The sequence below is a fragment of the Aeromonas sp. ASNIH7 genome, from assembly GCF_002903485.1.
GTDB lineage: Bacteria > Pseudomonadota > Gammaproteobacteria > Enterobacterales > Aeromonadaceae > Aeromonas > Aeromonas caviae.
On record NZ_CP026226.1, the window covers coordinates 4,714,308 to 4,731,955 of the forward strand.

Annotated in this window: 11 protein-coding genes, 1 tRNA gene and 2 pseudogenes; 9 read left to right on the top strand and 5 right to left on the bottom strand. The window is 58.3% G+C overall.

Features of this window, described 5'->3' with window-relative positions; translation table 11 throughout:
• Positions 1 to 535: 535 nt before the first annotated feature.
• Positions 536 to 1,786 carry a serine/threonine transporter SstT gene (gene sstT, locus C2U47_RS22060; protein ID WP_010674901.1) on the bottom strand — a complete coding sequence of 417 codons (1,251 nt, stop codon included), beginning with the start codon at positions 1,784 to 1,786 and terminating at the stop codon, positions 536 to 538.
• Between the two features lie 332 nt (positions 1,787 to 2,118).
• Between sstT and C2U47_RS22065 the strand changes: the two are divergent.
• The 6 genes and pseudogenes from C2U47_RS22065 to C2U47_RS22090 all read left to right on the top strand — a co-directional run.
• A pseudogene (locus tag C2U47_RS22065) lies at positions 2,119 to 3,012 on the top strand (RecQ family ATP-dependent DNA helicase); the annotation flags it as partial.
• Between the two features lie 82 nt (positions 3,013 to 3,094).
• Positions 3,095 to 4,432 carry an IS4-like element ISAeme15 family transposase gene (locus C2U47_RS22070; RefSeq protein WP_041205253.1) on the top strand — a complete coding sequence of 446 codons (1,338 nt, stop codon included), beginning with the start codon at positions 3,095 to 3,097 and terminating at the stop codon, positions 4,430 to 4,432.
• 10 nt (positions 4,433 to 4,442) lie between these two features.
• Positions 4,443 to 5,483, top strand: a pseudogene (locus tag C2U47_RS22075) (RecQ family zinc-binding domain-containing protein); the annotation flags it as partial.
• Positions 5,484 to 6,055: 572 nt separating this feature from the next.
• Positions 6,056 to 7,978 (top strand): PrkA family serine protein kinase, encoded by a 1,923-nt coding sequence (locus tag C2U47_RS22080; RefSeq protein WP_010674903.1) that lies wholly within the window; start codon positions 6,056 to 6,058, stop codon positions 7,976 to 7,978.
• 24 nt (positions 7,979 to 8,002) lie between these two features.
• Positions 8,003 to 9,274, top strand: coding sequence for a YeaH/YhbH family protein (locus C2U47_RS22085; protein ID WP_052815757.1), 1,272 nt, complete (start codon positions 8,003 to 8,005; stop codon positions 9,272 to 9,274).
• Between the two features lie 10 nt (positions 9,275 to 9,284).
• On the top strand, positions 9,285 to 10,805 hold the full coding sequence (locus C2U47_RS22090; RefSeq protein ID WP_039040868.1) for a SpoVR family protein: 1,521 nt from the start codon (positions 9,285 to 9,287) through the stop codon (positions 10,803 to 10,805).
• A gap of 59 nt (positions 10,806 to 10,864) precedes the next feature.
• On the opposite strand, the gene fadR is transcribed toward C2U47_RS22090, so the two are convergent.
• Complete coding sequence (fadR, locus tag C2U47_RS22095) at positions 10,865 to 11,578, bottom strand: fatty acid metabolism transcriptional regulator FadR (protein ID WP_010674906.1); 714 nt, start codon at positions 11,576 to 11,578, stop codon at positions 10,865 to 10,867.
• A 333-nt stretch (positions 11,579 to 11,911) separates the two neighbouring features.
• Between fadR and nhaB the strand changes: the two genes are divergently transcribed.
• Both nhaB and dsbB read left to right on the top strand, forming a co-directional pair.
• A complete protein-coding gene (gene nhaB, locus C2U47_RS22100; protein ID WP_052814370.1) occupies positions 11,912 to 13,486 on the top strand; it encodes a Na(+)/H(+) antiporter NhaB in 1,575 nt (524 codons plus the stop codon).
• Between the two features lie 86 nt (positions 13,487 to 13,572).
• A complete protein-coding gene (dsbB, locus tag C2U47_RS22105) occupies positions 13,573 to 14,094 on the top strand; it encodes a disulfide bond formation protein DsbB (RefSeq protein WP_103261914.1) in 522 nt (173 codons plus the stop codon).
• Between the two features lie 246 nt (positions 14,095 to 14,340).
• Here the strand turns inward: dsbB and C2U47_RS22110 are convergent, their stop codons facing one another.
• From C2U47_RS22110 to uvrB, 3 genes are all read right to left on the bottom strand, one after another.
• Complete coding sequence (locus C2U47_RS22110) at positions 14,341 to 15,003, bottom strand: DedA family protein (RefSeq protein ID WP_010674909.1); 663 nt, start codon at positions 15,001 to 15,003, stop codon at positions 14,341 to 14,343.
• A 147-nt stretch (positions 15,004 to 15,150) separates the two neighbouring features.
• On the bottom strand, positions 15,151 to 15,408 hold the full coding sequence (locus tag C2U47_RS22115; protein WP_041215068.1) for a DUF1232 domain-containing protein: 258 nt from the start codon (positions 15,406 to 15,408) through the stop codon (positions 15,151 to 15,153).
• Positions 15,405 to 17,417, bottom strand: coding sequence for an excinuclease ABC subunit UvrB (uvrB, locus tag C2U47_RS22120; RefSeq protein WP_052814371.1), 2,013 nt, complete (start codon positions 17,415 to 17,417; stop codon positions 15,405 to 15,407). The genes C2U47_RS22115 and uvrB overlap by 4 nt, the downstream gene beginning before the upstream one ends.
• Before the next feature lie 132 nt (positions 17,418 to 17,549).
• Here uvrB and C2U47_RS22125 point away from each other — a divergent pair.
• A tRNA-Asn gene (locus C2U47_RS22125) sits at positions 17,550 to 17,625 on the top strand.
• Positions 17,626 to 17,648 lie beyond the last annotated feature (23 nt).

Below are 17,648 nucleotides of genomic sequence, written 5' to 3' on the forward strand. Positions count from 1 at the left end.
ACACGACCAAGGCGTGCTGCGTTATCCCGTCATCTGCCGCACGCCATTTGCCTTGCCAGACAGAACACCAGAGCCCTTGTCCTTACCAGGAACGCCCGATCTTCGGGGTTTAGCCCAGAGAGCCCAGATCCCCACCCAATGGAGCCTTTCTTCAAGGCATTCAAGGAAAATACCGGCCACAGGGCGCAGGCAAACCGCCGAGAGGGCCTTGACCGGGCTTCCCGTACAGCGTCCGAAGAGCAGATGACCCCTTCGGTCACCAGAGGGGATGCCACAGGCCGCCATGCTGACAGCACAAACAGCCCGATATGCCCTGCCGAATGCAGTGCCGGGCACGCGGGTACAGGGAATGGCTTGTTGGCGGTGGCGAGAACACGTAAGGCGGCCAACGGGCCCCTCCCGGGAAATCACACAGGGGGATCCGAGCACTGTCAGTGCCATGACACGGCGAGAAGGTGCAGGGCGCCTGACGCGCGCGCAAATAAAAAGCGCCCTCCGAAGAGGGCGCCTGTGCAGAGCGGAAAGTCTGAGGGGATCAAGCTTCGCGGCTGGGGACCGGGGCGGCATCCAGCAGGCTCTCATCCTCGGCCATGCAGGCGGCCGCAGTGAACAGCACGTCGGTGGAGCTGTTGAGGGCCGTTTCGGCGGAATCCTGCAACACCCCGATGATGAAGCCAACGGCCACCACCTGCATGGCGATGTCGTTGCTGATACCGAACAGGCTGCACGCCAGCGGGATCAGCAGCAGGGAGCCGCCCGCCACACCGGAAGCGCCACAGGCACTGATGGTGGCGACGACGGAGAGCAGAATGGCGGTTGCCATGTCCACTTCCATCCCCAGGGTATGCACCGCCGCCATGGAGAGCACGGTAATGGTGATGGCGGCGCCGGCCATGTTGATGGTGGCCCCCAGCGGGATGGAGACCGCATAGGTGTCTTCCGGCAGGCGCAGCCTCTCGGCCAGGGCCATGTTGACCGGAATGTTGGCGGCGGAGCTGCGGGTGAAGAAGGCGGTCACACCGCTCTCTTTCAGGCAGGTCAGCACCAGGGGATAGGGGTTGCGCTTGATCTTCCAGAAGACGATGAGCGGATTGACCACGAAGGCGATGAACAGCATGCAGCCGATCAGTACCACCAGCAGCTGGGCATAGCCAAACAGCGCATCGAAGCCGGTTTCAGCCAGGGTGGAGGCAACCAGGCCCAGGATGCCGAGTGGAGCGCAACGGATCACGGCCTTGACGATGGCGGAAACCCCGTGGGACACATCGGAAATCAGTGATTTGGTGCTCTCATTGGCGTGACGCATGGCGATACCAAGGCCGATGGCCCAGGCCAGGATGCCGATATAGTTGGCTTCCAGCAGTGCTTTCACCGGGTTGGTCACCACGTTGAACAGCAGGGTCTGCAGCACTTCCGTGATGCCCCCCGGCGGCGTGATCTCGGTAGCGCCTGCCACCAGATGCAGGTTGGAGGGGAAGAGGAAGCTCGCCACCACTGCCACGGCAGCCGCCAGGAAGGTACCCAGCACATAGAGCAGCAGGATCGGTTTCATGTTGGTCTTCTGACCCTGCTTGTGGCCGATGATCGCCGACATCACCAGCACGAAGACCAGCAGCGGCGCCACGGCCTTCAGGGCGCCGACGAACAGGCTGCCGAGCAGACCCGCCGCCTTGGCCCACTCGGGCATGAACATCGCAAGAAGGATACCGAATACCAGACCGACTAGGATCTGGCTAACCAGACTGGTGCTGTTGACCAGTCGAATGAGGGGGTGTTGTTGTGTCATCAAGTAGTCCCTGTGCACTCATGGTGCGTGAATCATTAGTCCTGTTGGCAACCAGCCCCGCGCATTGGCACCGGTCCGTTGACGGTGACGCCGTGGGCAGCTCTTCTGGTGGATCTGTCCCGTTCGCGTGGGGTTGCGGACAAGAATATCCCATCTGCCATGGTTTTTTTCCACATAATCACTGAAAAATATCAGGGTTACCTCACAAAAAATCTACAACAATGTGATAACACAATATCAACCACGGTCAAAATGTCACCAAACCAGTCCGATCATCGGCCACCACTGGGCCAGAAGTGATATGATGACGCCCTTTTTCAGGGAGCCTTGCCATGATCACCTCTTTATTGACCCGACACTTCGGCTTTGATCGCTTGCGGCCCGGGCAGGAAGCGGTGATCAGTCGTCTGCTGGCCGGCAAGAGCGCCGCAGCCATCTTCCCGACTGGCGCGGGGAAATCCCTCTGTTATCAATTGCCCGCCCTCGCACTGCCCCACCTGACCCTGGTCATCTCTCCCCTGCTGGCCCTGATGCACGATCAGCTCGCCTTTTTGCGCAGCAAGGGGATCGCCGCCGCCACTCTGGACTCCAGCCAGACAGCGGAAGAGAGCCGGCGCGTGATGCAGCAGGCCAGCGATGGCAAGCTCAAGATCCTGATGATTTCGGTGGAGCGCCTCAAAAATGAGCGCTTTCGCCGCTTCATCGCCCACATCCCCCTGTCACTGCTGGTGGTGGACGAGGCCCACTGCATCTCGGAGTGGGGCCACAACTTTCGCCCCGACTACCTCAAGCTGCCGGATCATCGCCGTGAACTGGCCATTCCCCAGGTGCTGTTGCTGACCGCCACCGCCACCCCGGCCGTCATGGCGGACATGCAGGCAAAATTTGCCATCGACCGGGACGATCTGGTGGTCACCGGTTTCTACAGACCCAATCTGGATCTGGCCGTCCTCCCGCTGGCCGGCAGTGCCCGCGATACATGGCTGCGCGAGGAGCTGCACCGGAATCCGGCCGCCCCCACCATCGTCTACGTGACTCTGCAACACAGCGCAGAGCAGTGCGCCGCGCAGCTACAGGCCAGCGGCATCCGGGCATGCGCCTACCATGCGGGGCTCGATCCCGCCCTGCGCAGCCAGATCCAGCATGACTTCATGGCTGGCAGACTCGACTGCATCGTGGCCACCATCGCCTTTGGCATGGGCATCGACAAGGCCGACATTCGCCGCAATGCTGATCAGTTAAGGATCCATTGACCGATCCTTCTGCTGTAGGACAATCCGGAACCAATCACTGGTTCCGGATTTTTTTATGTCTATTGCAAACGATCTGAACGATGTTGTTGAGGCATCTGGCGACATGCTGGCTCGGCTGGCCATTTTTGCCGACCATATTCCCGACGAATGGATTACTGCCGCTGCCGCCTTGTCTGAAAAGGCCACTATCCGCCGACGCCGCTTACCTTCTGATATGGTCTTGTGGCTCGTCGTGGGGATGGCCTTTTTCCGCAATGAGCCCATCTCCGAGGTCGCTCGGCGCCTCAACATCTGTGCAGAAGGGTTGGCCAATGATGCCTTGCTCGCGGACAGTGCCCTGTCTCAGGCCCGTCAGCGACTCGGCAAACAGCCGCTCGAGTGGCTGTTCAAACAGTGCGCCGATGTGTGGGGGCGGGAACGTTATCCTGAAGACCATTGGCACGGTTTACAGGTCTTTGCCATCGATGGGGCCCTGTTCCGAACCCAGGATATGCCTGAACTCAGAGCACATTTCGGCTCGGGTAACACCTCAACCAACCGGCAGACACCCTACCCGATGCTGCGGTTGGTCACGCTCATGAATGTCCGCTCGCATGTCATTGCCAACGCGGCCATCAGCCCGTACCGCAAAGGGGAAATCCCCCTGGCCAGCGAGTTCATTCACTCATTGCCGGACAAGTCAGTGACCCTGCTGGATAAAGGCTTCTTCGGTGCCGACCTGTTGCTGCGTATTCAGGCCGAAGACACCGACCGTCACTGGCTCATCCCGGAACGCAAGGGGCTGGTATACACGGAACTTGAGCGCTATGGCGACGGTGACCGTCTGTTGCAAATGACGGTCTCGCCTCAGGCTCGCAAGAAAAACCCGGCGTTGCCGACACACTGGCAAGTTCGCGCAGTGACCTATGAGGTGGCAGGCAAGGAGAAAACGGTCTTTACCTCCCTGCCCGTGGCGCGATTCAGTGCAGCTCAGGTGGCGACCCTGTACCACGAGCGCTGGGAAATCGAGCTGGGATACCGGGATATCAAAAGCGCGATGCAGCACAACGCCATCACGCTGAGAAGCAAGAAAGTGGACTTGGTCTATCAGGAGCTGTGGGGATTGCTGCTTGGATACAATCTGGTCAGGCGGGAGGCCAGCCAGGCCGCCGTAGCCCATCAGCGAGCGCCCAATGAGGTGAGCTTTAAGTTTGCCTGTCAGTTCATCGCGAACCAGATGGCAGTGATGGCGGGCGCGTTATCGCCAGCCCATACGCCACGGAGGTTGGCGGAGTTGCGGGGCTGCATAGGCGTCATGTTCATAGAAAAACGCCCCAGGCCATCGAGACCCAGGGCGGTGAAGATATCAAAGACCCGTTTTCCGGTAAATCGCAATGCGGCTCCGCTTAAGTGAACAGCATTGCGACATTCGCCGGGTCATTCACTACGACCTGCCCAAGTCCATCGAGAACTACAGCCAGGAGATAGGCCGCGCCGGACGTGACGGGCTTCCCTCCCGCTGCACCGTGCTGGCGAGCCGCGCCCAGTTGCCGGTACTGGAAAACTTCGTCTATGGGGATACGCCGGACAGGGACGCCATCGCGCACTTGCTCGATATCGTGCGCCAGAGCGGCGCCGAGTGGGAATTCAGCCTGCTGCGCCTCTCCAACGAGACCAACATTCGCCAACTGCCCCTCAAGACCCTGCTGGTCTATCTGGAGATGGCGGGGGTCATTGCACCGGCCTACAGCTACTTTGCCGAGTACCGTTTCAGGTTCGTACTGGAAAAACAGGCGATCCTCGCTCGTTTCAATTCCGAACGCCGCCAGTTCCTGGAGCAGGTCTTTGCCTGCGCCCCCCAGGCGCGCACCTGGTGCACCATTGACTTCGAGGCGCTGTGGCAGGGATATCAGGGAGAACGCCAGCGCGCCGCGGCGGCGCTGGACTACCTGCAGCAGCAGGGTTGGATCGAGCTTGAAAGCAAGCAGATGACCGAGCTCTATCGGGTGCTGAGCCAGCAAATCGATACCGTGACCCTGGCCGAAGAGCTGCATGGATTGTTTGAAAAGAAAGAGCAGAGCGAGCTGGCCCGCCTTCAGGCACTGCTGGCCTTTTTCACCTCGACCACCTGCCTCAGCCATGAGCTTGCCCGCTATTTTGCCGACGACGCCGCCCCCGAGCGCTGCGGGCACTGTTCCGTCTGCCGGGGAGAGATCGCCGTGTTGCCGCCGTTGCCATCACCGGGCTTGCCCAACGAGCACGGTTTGCGCGCCTGGTGCGATCCGCTGATCGCCCTGTGCCATCAGCGCCATCCCAGGATCCTGACCCGTTTCCTGTGTGGCATCGCCACCCCGCTGACCACCCGTCTAAAGGCCAGGGATCTGGCCGGTTTTGGCCAGTTGGCGAACCATCCCTTCGCCGAGGTGCTGGCGGTGGTGTCAGCCCTCTATCCCGCCGAATCCTGAGCTTGCAGGTTTGGCGCCGTTCAGGCGCTGAAAAAATAAGACCCTCGCGGATGCGAGGGTCAAGCCAACGGAAACGTGCTTAAACAGAGCTTAGTATCTGCACAATCACCCACTCTCTTGCTAAAGCGATGACTGCTCGACACAGGACCAATCTAGAGCAGCCAGAATGTAGCGTCAATGTAAAAATTAGAGCAAAAGCACCAAGCAAGTAACATTACGTTGACGTAAGCGACACGTCTTTTTACCCTCTATTCCCTGCCGCCCTTGCCCTTGCTGGCACCGCCCCCTGACAAAACAGAGCGTCACCATTTTCTCCCTCTGGCACACAAAGATTTATTTTTTATGTCTTTGACATTTGCATCACTGTCGTGGCAAAAATAATTTAACAGTCAGTAACATAGGTATGTCACTTACTGCTTCTTCCCGCACGAGGATCGGGAAGCTCCCGCACAAACTTAAACCAATGATGGCGATGGATTACTGGGGGCTGTTGACTAGGCTTAAGAGGTAAACAGAACAAAAGTAGTGATCCACTCTTTTTCAGGGCAAGCGACTATAACGAGGGCTAAGTTATGGGCATCTTCGAGCACTATCAACAGCGGTATGAGAAGGCCAGAGAGGAGGAGTACAGCATCCAGGAGTTTCTGGATATGTGCAAACAGGACAAATCCTGCTACGCCTCTGCCGCCGAACGTCTGCTGACCGCCATCGGCGAGCCGGAAATGATCGACACCTCGACCAATCCACGTCTCAGCCGTCTCTTTTCCAACCGCGTCGTCGCGCGTTATCCCGCTTTCAAAGACTTCTATGGCATGGAAGAAGCCATCGAACAGATTGTCTCCTATCTCAAACATTCCGCTCAGGGTCTGGAAGAGAAGAAACAGATCCTCTATCTGCTCGGACCGGTTGGCGGCGGTAAATCCTCGCTGGCAGAGAAACTCAAATCCCTGATGCAAAAAGTGCCCATCTATCGCATCAAGGGCTCACCAGTGAATGATCACCCCTTCTGCCTGTTTGACATCGACGAAGATGGCGAAATCCTCGAGAAGGAGTACGGCATCCCTCGCCGTTATCTGCGCCCCATCATGTCTCCCTGGGTCGCCAAGCGCCTTCACGAGTTTGGCGGCGACATCACCAAGTTCAAGGTGGAGAAGGTGAACCCCTCCATCCTCGATCAGATCGCCATCGCCAAAACCGAACCGGGGGACGACAACAACCAGGACATCTCCTCCTTGGTCGGCAAGGTCGATATCCGCATGCTGGAACACTTCGCCCAGGATGATGCCGATGCTTACTCCTACTCCGGTGCGCTATGCAAGGCAAACCAGGGGATGATGGAGTTCGTCGAGATGTTCAAGGCCCCCATCAAGGTGCTGCACCCGCTGCTGACGGCGACGCAAGAGGGGAACTACAACGGTACCGAAGGGCTCTCCGCCCTCCCCTTCGACGGCATCCTGCTGGCCCACTCCAACGAATCCGAGTGGCAGCAGTTCCGCAACAACAAGAACAACGAAGCCTTCCTCGACCGTGTTTACATCGTCAAGGTGCCCTACTGCCTGCGCGTCTCGGAAGAGGTGAAGATCTATGAAAAACTGCTGTTCAACAGCGAGCTGACCGAGGCCAAATGCGCACCGGGTACTCTGGAGTTGCTGGGCCAGTTCTCGGTGCTGTCGCGGCTCAAGGAGCCGGAAAACTCCAGCCTCTATTCCAAGATGCGAGTCTATGACGGCGAGAGTCTCAAAGACACGGATCCCAAAGCGAAAAGCTATCAGGAGTACCGGGATTATGCGGGGGTTGACGAGGGCATGAACGGCCTTTCCACCCGTTTCGCGTTCAAGATCCTCTCCCGTGTCTTCAACTTCGACCACGCGGAAGTGGCAGCCAACCCGGTGCACCTCTTCTATGTGCTGGAGCAGCAGATAGAGCGCGAGCAGTTCCCGCAAGAGCTGCACGATCGCTATCTGGAGTTCATCAAGGGTTACCTGACTCCGCGCTACGTCGAGTTCATCGGCAAGGAGATCCAGACCGCCTACCTCGAGTCGTATTCAGAGTACGGTCAGAACATCTTCGATCGCTACGTCACCTACGCCGACTTCTGGATCCAGGATCAGGAGTATCGTGACCCAGAAACCGGCCAGCTGTTTGACAGAGCGTCTCTCAACAGCGAGCTGGAGAAAATTGAAAAACCTGCCGGGATCAGCAACCCGAAAGATTTCCGCAACGAAATCGTCAACTTCGTGCTGCGTGCCCGGGCCAACAATGCAGGCCGTAACCCCAACTGGACCAGTTACGAGAAGCTGCGCACCGTGATCGAGAAGAAGATGTTCTCCAACACGGAAGAGCTGCTGCCGGTTATCTCCTTCAACAGCAAAACCTCGGCTGAGGAGCAGAAGAAGCACGATAACTTTGTCGAACGGATGATGGAGAAAGGCTACACACGTAAACAGGTGCGGCTGCTCTCCGAGTGGTATCTCAGGGTACGCAAGTCATCCTGACCCTGCCGTGTTCAAGGGGGAGTTATGGCGCATTTTATCGACCGCAGGCTCAACGGCAAAAACAAAAGCGCTGTCAATCGGCAGCGCTTCATCCGCCGCTACAAGAAGCAGATAAAACAAGCGGTCTCGGATGCTGTCTCCAAGCGCAGCATTCAGGACGTGGACAAGGGTGAGAGCATCAGCATCCCGACCAAGGACATCGGGGAACCCCATTTTCATCAGGGTCATGGCGGCAAACGGGAGATGGTGCATCCAGGCAACGACCAGTTCGTATCTGGTGACAAGATTGACCGGCCCAAAGGGGGTGGCGGCGGCCAAGGGAGTGGCGAGGGCCAGGCTTCGGATCAAGGAGAGGGAGTCGATGATTTCGTCTTCCAGATCTCCAAGGACGAGTACCTGGACTTGCTGTTCGAGGATCTGGAGCTGCCGCGGCTGCAAAAGACCCAGCTCAACCAGCTGATGGAGATGAAGACCTATCGGGCCGGCTACACCTCCAACGGGGTGCCTGCCAACATCAACGTGGTGCGCTCCCTGCAAAATTCGCTGGCGCGGCGCATGGCGCTGCAGGCAGGCAAGAAACGTCAGTTGTGTGAACTGGAGGAGCGCCTGGCCCAGCTGGCTTGCGAGCCCAACGACCATTTCGCCGAAATGGCGCAACTTGAAAAAGAGATCAGGGAGCTGAAACGACGCATCGATGCGGTCCCCTTTATCGACACCTTCGACCTCAAATTCAACAACTTTGTCAAACGGCCCGTCCCCTCGAGCCAGGCGGTGATGTTCTGCCTGATGGACGTCTCCGGTTCCATGGATCAGGCTACCAAGGAGATGGCCAAGCGTTTCTATATCCTGCTTTATCTATTCCTGAGCCGGACTTACAAGAATGTCGAGGTGGTCTACATCCGCCACCACACCCAGGCCAAGGAGGTGGACGAGCACGAGTTCTTCTACTCCCAGGAGACCGGCGGCACCATCGTCTCCAGTGCGCTCAAGATGATGAACGACATCATCAACGAACGTTATCCCGCCAACCAGTGGAACATCTATGCGGCGCAGGCCTCTGATGGTGACAACTGGGCCGATGACTCACCCCAGTGCAGGGAGATCCTGATGCGCGACATCATGCCGCGGGTGCGTTACTACTCCTACATCGAGATCACTACCCGCGCCCACCAGACCCTGTGGCACGAATATGAGGCGGTGGCAGAGCAATACGCCCACTTCGCCATGGAGCACATTCGCAAGGTCGAGGACATTTATCCGGTGTTCCGGGAATTGTTCAAGAAGCAAGCGGCTTGAGGGATCACATATGGTAGAAACCGCAAGAAAGATAGCGCCGCTGGACGATGGTCCTGACTGGAACTTCGATCTGCTGGAGCTTTATCACCAGGAGATAGCCCGGGTCGCCAAATTCTATCGGCTCGACACCTATCCCAACCAGATCGAGGTGATCACTGCAGAGCAGATGATGGATGCCTACTCCAGTGTCGGCATGCCCATCGGTTATCAACACTGGTCATTCGGCAAGCGCTTTATCCACACCGAGCGCAACTACAAGCGCGGCCAAATGGGACTGGCCTACGAGATCGTCATCAACTCGGACCCCTGCATCGCCTATCTGATGGAAGAGAACACCATGCCGATGCAGGCGCTGGTCATGGCCCACGCCTGCTATGGTCACAACTCCTTCTTCAAGAACAACTATCTGTTCAAGGCCTGGACCGATGCCTCCTCCATCATCGACTACCTGTTGTTTGCCAAGAACTACATCACCGAGTGCGAGGAAAAACACGGCATCGATGCGGTGGAGAAACTGCTTGACTCCTGCCATGCCCTGATGAACTTCGGGGTGGATCGTTACAAGCGGCCCCAGAAGATTTCTCTGGCCGAGGAGAAACGGCGCCAGAAGGCGCGGGAAGATTATCTGCAAACCCAGGTCAATGAGCTGTGGCGTACCCTGCCCAAGCAGCACAAGATTGCCGGGGTGGAAGACAGGCGCTATCCTGCCGAGCCTCAGGAGAACATCCTCTATTTCATCGAAAAGAATGCCCCCCTGCTCGAGCCCTGGCAGCGCGAGGTGGTGCGTATCGTGCGCAAGATCAGTCAGTACTTCTACCCGCAGAAGCAGACGCAGGTGATGAACGAGGGCTGGGCCACCTTCTGGCACTACACCATTCTCAACCACCTCTATGACGAGGGAAAAATCAGCGATCGCTTCATGCTGGAGGTACTGCACAGCCACACCAACGTGGTCTATCAGCCCCCCTACAACAGCCGGTATTACTCGGGGATCAACCCCTACGCCCTTGGCTTTGCCATGTTCACGGACCTGCGTCGCATCTGCGAACACCCGACCGAGGAGGACAGATACTGGTTCCCCGATTACGCTGGCACCAACTGGGTCGAGACATTGCATTTCGCCATGCAGAACTTCAAGGACGAAAGCTTCATCAGCCAGTTCCTCAGTCCCAAGGTGATGCGCGACATGAAGCTCTTTGCCATCGATGACGACGATCTGAAGAACTACCTCAAGGTGTCCGCCATTCACAATGAAGAGGGCTACCGACTGGTGCGTAGCACCCTGTCCGCTCAATACAACCTGAGCAACCTGGAGCCCAACATTCAGGTCTACAACGTGGCAGTGAAAGGCGATCGCTCCCTGACCCTGCGCTATGTTCCCCACAACCGCATCCCCCTTGGCGAGTCACGCCACGAGGTGCTCAAGCATCTGCATCAGCTGTGGGGCTTCGATGTGGTGCTGGAGCAGGACAATGGCGAGCTATCCGCAGATATCATCGGCCGTTGTCCGGACCGCAAGAGCATGACCTGACGTCAGTGCCGGGCATAAAAAAACGCGCCATCAGGCGCGTTTTTCTTGGATCAGGGCAATCAGTTGTCACACAGGTTGCTTGGCATGTCCTGACGCAGACGGGTCCAAAGCTTGCCAGACTCGATGCCGTACTGGCGTACCGTCATGAACACGGCTTCGTGATCCTTGGTTTCGGCCAGCTTGCGCAGCGTCTTGTAGTAGGCATCTGCGGTTTCCCGCGCCTGTTTGTCCGAGAAGTAGTAGCGGCCAACCCGGCTGTACAAGCCCTTGAAACCGTTGAGAATCAAGGCATAGATGGGGTTGCCCGAGGCAAATGAAAGCTGGTGATGCAAACGGTAGTCGAAGTCCGCATAGGCCTCGGCCGTGTTCTCCACATCATCGGCACCCCGCAAGATCTCGGCGGCCTGTTCCGGGTTGTTGCGAATGGCGCCACGGATGAAGATGGTGCAGATGTTGGTCCGGGCGGAGAGCAGCTGTGCCACCAGATCCGGCACCTTGTCCTGATCGAGACGTGCCAGTGTCTCCAGAATGTTGAGACCGGAGGTTTCCCAGAAATTGTTGACCTTGGTCGGTTTGCCATGCTGGATGGTGAGCCAGCCATCACGGGCAAGGCGCTGCAACACTTCACGCAAGGTAGTGCGAGTCACGCCGATCAATTCGGACAGCTCGCGCTCCGCCGGCAGAATGGATCCAGGAGGAAAGCGATTGTTCCAGATGGACTCGATGATGTATTCCTCGGCAAACCCGGCAGGGCTTTGCGCTTTAATGACCATGTAATGACTCTGTTGTAGTGCGTAAAAAGGCCCCCGAATAATAGCAAAGCCGGTCATGCTGGCAAGCAGAAGGTCGGTCCTCTGCTCACATTACCCCGATCTTTTTGTTAAAAATATGTATACAGCAACAAGTGGGGAGTCAACCAACACCAAATGATGGGGATATAAGCGTTTGCTCGCTGGGCAAGTTCGGCGAGCTTATTTATAGTTATCGCTCCCTTGATTAAAATCATGTGCAATCAATCTGATACAGGTGAATATCCGGATGTTCGGCTCGGGTCGGGCTCGACTGCATAGACGCAGATATCAACAACAGAACAGAGAACCATCATTATGCCAATCAGCCTAGGGCGCGCGTTTACAAAGAACTTTTTGGGCAATGCTCCGCGATGGTACAAAATTGCCATCGTTCTATTCCTGCTGATCAACCCGGTCATTTTCTACGTTGATCCCTTCCTGGCCGGCTGGCTGCTGGTTGTCGAGTTCATTTTCACCCTGGCCATGGCCCTCAAGTGCTATCCGCTGCAACCGGGCGGACTCCTGGCCATCGAAGCCGTGCTCATCGGCATGACCTCCGCCAACCAGATAAAGCATGAGCTGGTGGCCAATATCGAAGTGCTTCTGCTGCTGGTCTTCATGGTGGCCGGCATCTACTTCATGAAGCAGTTGCTGCTCTACGTCTTTACCAAGATGCTGGTGCGCATCCACTCCAAAACGTTGCTTTCTCTCGCCTTCTGCCTGGTGTCTGCCTTCCTCTCCGCGTTCCTTGATGCCCTGACCGTGATCGCCGTGGTCATCAGCGTCGCCACCGGCTTCTACGCCATCTACCACAAGGTGGCCTCCCGGGATGAGTCCGGCAATCTGCATCATGATGACGAAGAGATTGACGAGCTCTCCCGCCAGCATCTGAACGAGTTTCGTGCTTTCCTGCGCAGCCTGATGATGCACGCCGCCATCGGTACCGCCCTGGGGGGCGTCTGCACCCTGGTCGGCGAACCCCAGAACCTCATCATCGGTGAACAGGCCGGGTGGCACTTCGGTGAATTTGCCATTCGCATGGCACCAGTCACCATTCCGGTCTTCATCTGCGGCCTGCTGACCTGCATCCTGGTCGAAAAATTCCGCTGGTTCGGTTATGGCGCCCGCTTGCCCGAGCCCGTGCGTCACATCATGGAATCCTACGAGCGCGACGAAGACGCACAACGTACCCCGCAGGACAAGGCCAAGCTGATCGTCCAGGCGCTGATTGCCACCTGGCTTATCACGGGTCTTGCCCTCCATCTGGCTGCAGTTGGGCTGATCGGCCTGACGGTCATCGTGCTCGCGACGGCGTTCACCGGCGTGACTGAAGAACACGCGCTTGGCAAGGCATTCCAGGAGGCTTTGCCATTCACCGCCCTGCTCACCGTCTTTTTCAGCGTGGTGGCGGTCATCATCGATCAACAGCTGTTCAAGCCGGTGATCCAGTGGGTACTGGCGGCCAAGCCGGAGGATCAGCTTGCCCTCTTCTACCTAGCAAACGGTCTGCTCTCCATGGTCAGTGACAACGTCTTCGTCGGCACCGTCTACATCAACGAGGTGAAGACCGCCCTGATCAACGGCGCCATCAACCGGGAGCATTTTGATCTGCTGGCCGTGGCCATCAACACGGGCACCAACCTGCCGTCGGTCGCCACCCCCAATGGCCAGGCCGCATTCCTGTTCATGCTCACCTCGGCCCTCGCTCCCCTGCTGCGCCTCTCTTATGGCCGTATGGTCTGGATGGCGCTGCCCTATACCCTGGTGCTGGGGCTTGTCGGCTTTTTCTCCGTGGAACTGCTCCTCGGTCCTGCAACCGAATGGTTCTATCAGGCAGGGTGGTTGCTGGATCATGGGGCACTGCCACTGCCCACCCCGTCCACACACTGATCATGAAAGGGGCTGTTCGGCCCCTTTCTTTTCAGATGGGACTCTGCTCTAATTCAGCCACTATTTTTCTCTGAGAGATCAATCATATGATCGAGTATCTTCGCCGCATTGCCAGTCATCGTCTGGCCTGGGGATTGCTGGCAGCCTCCGCTTTCGCGCTGGAACTCTGCGCCCTCTTCTTCCAGCACGTGTTGGGTTTGCACCCTTGCGTGATGTGCATTTATGAACGTATCGCCCTCCTCGGCGTACTCACGGCCGGCCTCCTCGGCATGGTCGCGCCAGAGCGCTGGTACCTGCGCTGGAGTGCCATGCTCCTGTGGGGTTACAGCGCCTTCTGGGGCCTGAAACTGGCGCTCAAGCATGTGGATTACCAGATGAACCACTCCCCCTTCAACGTATGCGAGGGATTTGTTGACTTCCCTGCCTGGGCACCACTGGATAAGTGGGTTCCCTGGATGTTCTACCCGGACGGCGACTGCAGCGAGATCAGCTGGCAGTTCCTCGGTTTCTCCATGCCGCAGTGGCTCGTGGTCATCTTTGCCGCCTATCTGCTGGTGTTCGTCATCGTGGCTGCTGGCAACCTGATAAAAGGGCGCTGCTGCAACTAGTTCGTCACTCGACCCTAAGAAGGGAGCCCATGGCTCCCTTTTTATTTCCTCTTTATCGCCTCACGACCCCATGCCCAGAGGGCCGGATCTCCTTCTCCCTGTTCTGCCAATGAAGTGGCTGCCTGCGGGTGTGCATCATCGTAACAGGCCACAAGCGGGTCAAAGGGCGCAGCAGCGACCTGCCACTCGGCCTACCAACAAGAAGGGAGCCATCGGCTCCCTTCTTTCATGTCGTGCACGGCGATGTCACGCGCCTTCGGAGGTAGCCTTGCTGGCACTTCTCCTGGCCTTCACCATGCCGATCACCATGGGCAACAAGGAGACCGCGATGATGCCGAAGATGAGCAGGGTAAAGTTGTGGCGCACTACCGGCAGATTGCCAAAGAAGTGGCCGGCATAGACGAAGGAGAGCACCCACAAGAGCCCCCCCACCAGGTTGAACGCCAGGAAGCGGGGATAGGTCATGGCCCCCATGCCCGCCACGAAGGGGGCGAAGGTGCGCACTATGGGCAGGAAGCGGGTGATGATGATGGTCTTGCCGCCATGCTTGGCATAGAAGGCATGGGTCTTGACCAGATAGTCCCGGCGAAAGATTTTGGAATCGGGGTTGCGAAACAGCTGCTCACCGAAGAAGTGGCCTATGGTGTAGTTCACCACGTTGCCGAGCACCGCGGCGATGATCAGCACGGCGGCTAGGGTGTGCACGTCCAACACGCTGCCCACGGTGAGGGCACCTGCAGCAAACAACAGGGAGTCCCCCGGCAGGAAGGGAGTCACCACCAGCCCGGTTTCACAGAAGATGATGAGAAACAGGATGGCGTATACCCAGACGCCATAGTTCTCGAACAGCTCTTTCAGATGCACGTCAACGTGCAGAATAAAGTCGATGGCAAAGAGGATCAGATCCATTTTTTGGTACCCATGAAGTGAACGGCGTGGAGTCTACGCCAATGAGACCAGGCTCACAATCTCCCCATGGTCCCCTTTTTCGAATCCCATGAAGGGAGTCATTCAGTCCCCCCTTCTTTTCCCCTCTCCCTGAACGTAGGCTTCTGCTCACTCGGCCTTGTCCAGAGCGGCCAGCACCTCGCCGGGCAAGCATTTCTCCCAGCCCCACAAGAGGAGCAGCAACAAGGTAGCGTCGTCGAGCCAGCCAAGGAGAGGCACCACATCGGGGACAACGTCCACCGGGCTGATGCCATAGAGCAGAATAAGGATCACCAGCCCCTTCGCCCACCAGGGCGTGCCTGGGTGGCGAAAGCCTTGATAGAGGCGGCGCAAACGCCGCCAGATGAGCCAGCGTCTGGTGCTCATGACTCGATCAGCTCGCCGCGCAGCCGCTGGATCTGATCCCGCAGCGCCGCCGCCTGTTCGAACTCCAGATCCCGCGCATGCTGGAACATCTGCTCTTCCATCCGCTTGATCTCCTTGCTGATCTCGCTGGCAGAGCGGGCATGGTACTCCCCTTGCGGTTCGGCAGCCTTGCGACTCCCCTTGCCCGCCTTGCCCGCCGTGCGGCTGCCCCCCATGTCCATCACATCGCCGATGGCCTTGTTGAGCCCCTTCGGCACGATGCCGTGTTCCAGGTTGTGGGCGTGTTGCAGGGCGCGGCGCCGCTCGGTCTCTTCGATCGCAACCTTCATGGAGTTGGTGATGGTATCCCCGTAAAGGATCACCTTGCCGTTGAGGTTGCGCGCTGCCCGGCCGATGGTCTGGATGAGGGAGCGGGTGGAACGCAGGAAGCCCTCTTTATCCGCATCCAGAATGGCCACCAGGGAGACTTCCGGCATGTCGAGTCCTTCGCGCAGCAGGTTGATGCCCACCAAGACGTCGAACTTGCCAAGGCGCAGGTCGCGGATGATTTCCACCCGCTCCACGGTATCAATATCCGAGTGCAGATAGCGCACCCGTACCTCGTGATCCGCCAGGTATTCGGTCAAGTCCTCCGCCATCCGCTTGGTCAGTGTCGTGACCAGCACCCGCTCCTCCACCGCCACCCGCTTGCGGATCTCGGAGAGCAGATCGTCCACCTGGGTGCTGACCGGCCGCACTTCCACCTCAGGATCGAGCAGGCCGGTGGGACGCACCACCTGCTGCACCACGTCACCGCCTGACTTCTCCAGCTCGTAGGGGCCGGGGGTCGCCGAGACGAACACCGTCTGGGGCATCAGCGCCTCGAACTCGTCGAACTTGAGGGGCCGGTTGTCCAGCGCCGAGGGAAGGCGGAAGCCGTACTCCACCAGGGTCTCCTTGCGGGATCTGTCCCCTTTGAACATGGCGCCGATCTGCGGCACCGTGACGTGGGATTCGTCGATGATGAGCAGGCCGTCCCCCGGCAGGTAGTCAAACAGGGTGGGCGGCGGCTCACCCGGTGCGCGGCCGGAGAGGTAGCGGCTGTAGTTCTCTATACCGGAGCAGTAACCCAGCTCCTGCATCATCTCCATGTCGAACTGGGTGCGTTGGCTGATGCGCTGCTCCTCCACCAGCTTGTTGAGGTTCATCAGCTGCTCGCGCCGCCCCTTGAGCTCCTCCTTGATGTGCTCGATGGCACCCAGAATGGTCTCCCGCGGGGTGGCGTAGTGGGTCTTGGGGTAGATGGTGTAACGCACCACCGTCTGCTCGATGGCGCCGGTCAAGGGATCGAACAGGGAGAGGCGTTCTACCTCTTCATCAAACAGCTCCACCCGCAGGGCCAGCTTGTCCGATTCGGCGGGGTAGATGTCGATCACCTCCCCCCGCACCCGGAAGGTGCCGCGCTGGAAGGCCATGTCGTTGCGGGTGTACTGCAGTTCGGCGAGGCGGCGCAGGATATCCCGCTGATTGATCACGTCCCCCACTTTGAGGTGCAGCATCATGCTGAGGTAGGCCTGGGGATCCCCCAGACCATAGATGGCCGATACCGAGGCGACGATCACCACGTCGCGCCGCTCCAGCAGCGCCTTGGTGGCTGACAGCCGCATCTGCTCGATGTGATCGTTGATGGAGGCATCCTTCTCGATGAAGGTGTCCGTGGTCGGCACATAGGCTTCGGGCTGGTAGTAATCGTAATAAGAGACGAAATACTCCACCGCGTTGTCGGGGAAGAACTCCTTCATCTCCCCATAGAGCTGGGCCGCCAGGGTCTTGTTGGGGGCCAGGATCATGGTGGGACGATTAAGAGTCGCGATGACGTTGGCCATGGTAAAGGTCTTGCCCGAACCGGTCACCCCGAGCAGGGTCTGGTGGGCCAGTCCCGACTCGATGCCATCGAGCAGCTGGGCGATGGCCCTCGGCTGATCCCCGGCGGGTTGAAACTGGCTGGCCAACTGGAATAACTTGCTCATGACGACTCCCGGCAAAAAACGGCAAGGGAGCAGTGTACCCCGAGTTGAAGGAGCTGGGTATCCGCTCACCCTCCCTGATGGCTATTGACCCTGAAATACGACCTCTGTATGATGCACCTCCTTGCCTGATGTTCCCCCGTAGTTCAGTCGGTAGAACGGCGGACTGTTAATCCGTATGTCACTGGTTCAAGTCCAGTCGTGGGAGCCAATTCCTCACCATCTCGGTGCAAG

Excerpts from the sequence above, each read along its gene's own strand:
- sstT (WP_010674901.1), bottom strand. The coding sequence starts at position 1,786 with ATGACACAACAACACCCCCTCATTCGACTGGTCAACAGCACCAGTCTG.
- uvrB (WP_052814371.1), bottom strand. The coding sequence starts at position 17,417 with ATGAGCAAGTTATTCCAGTTGGCCAGCCAGTTTCAACCCGCCGGGGAT.
- C2U47_RS22115 (WP_041215068.1), bottom strand. The coding sequence starts at position 15,408 with ATGAGCACCAGACGCTGGCTCATCTGGCGGCGTTTGCGCCGCCTCTAT.
- C2U47_RS22090 (WP_039040868.1), top strand. The coding sequence starts at position 9,285 with ATGGTAGAAACCGCAAGAAAGATAGCGCCGCTGGACGATGGTCCTGAC.
- C2U47_RS22085 (WP_052815757.1), top strand. The coding sequence starts at position 8,003 with ATGGCGCATTTTATCGACCGCAGGCTCAACGGCAAAAACAAAAGCGCT.
- fadR (WP_010674906.1), bottom strand. The coding sequence starts at position 11,578 with ATGGTCATTAAAGCGCAAAGCCCTGCCGGGTTTGCCGAGGAATACATC.
- C2U47_RS22080 (WP_010674903.1), top strand. The coding sequence starts at position 6,056 with ATGGGCATCTTCGAGCACTATCAACAGCGGTATGAGAAGGCCAGAGAG.
- dsbB (WP_103261914.1), top strand. The coding sequence starts at position 13,573 with ATGATCGAGTATCTTCGCCGCATTGCCAGTCATCGTCTGGCCTGGGGA.
- C2U47_RS22070 (WP_041205253.1), top strand. The coding sequence starts at position 3,095 with ATGTCTATTGCAAACGATCTGAACGATGTTGTTGAGGCATCTGGCGAC.
- C2U47_RS22110 (WP_010674909.1), bottom strand. The coding sequence starts at position 15,003 with ATGGATCTGATCCTCTTTGCCATCGACTTTATTCTGCACGTTGACGTG.
- nhaB (WP_052814370.1), top strand. The coding sequence starts at position 11,912 with ATGCCAATCAGCCTAGGGCGCGCGTTTACAAAGAACTTTTTGGGCAAT.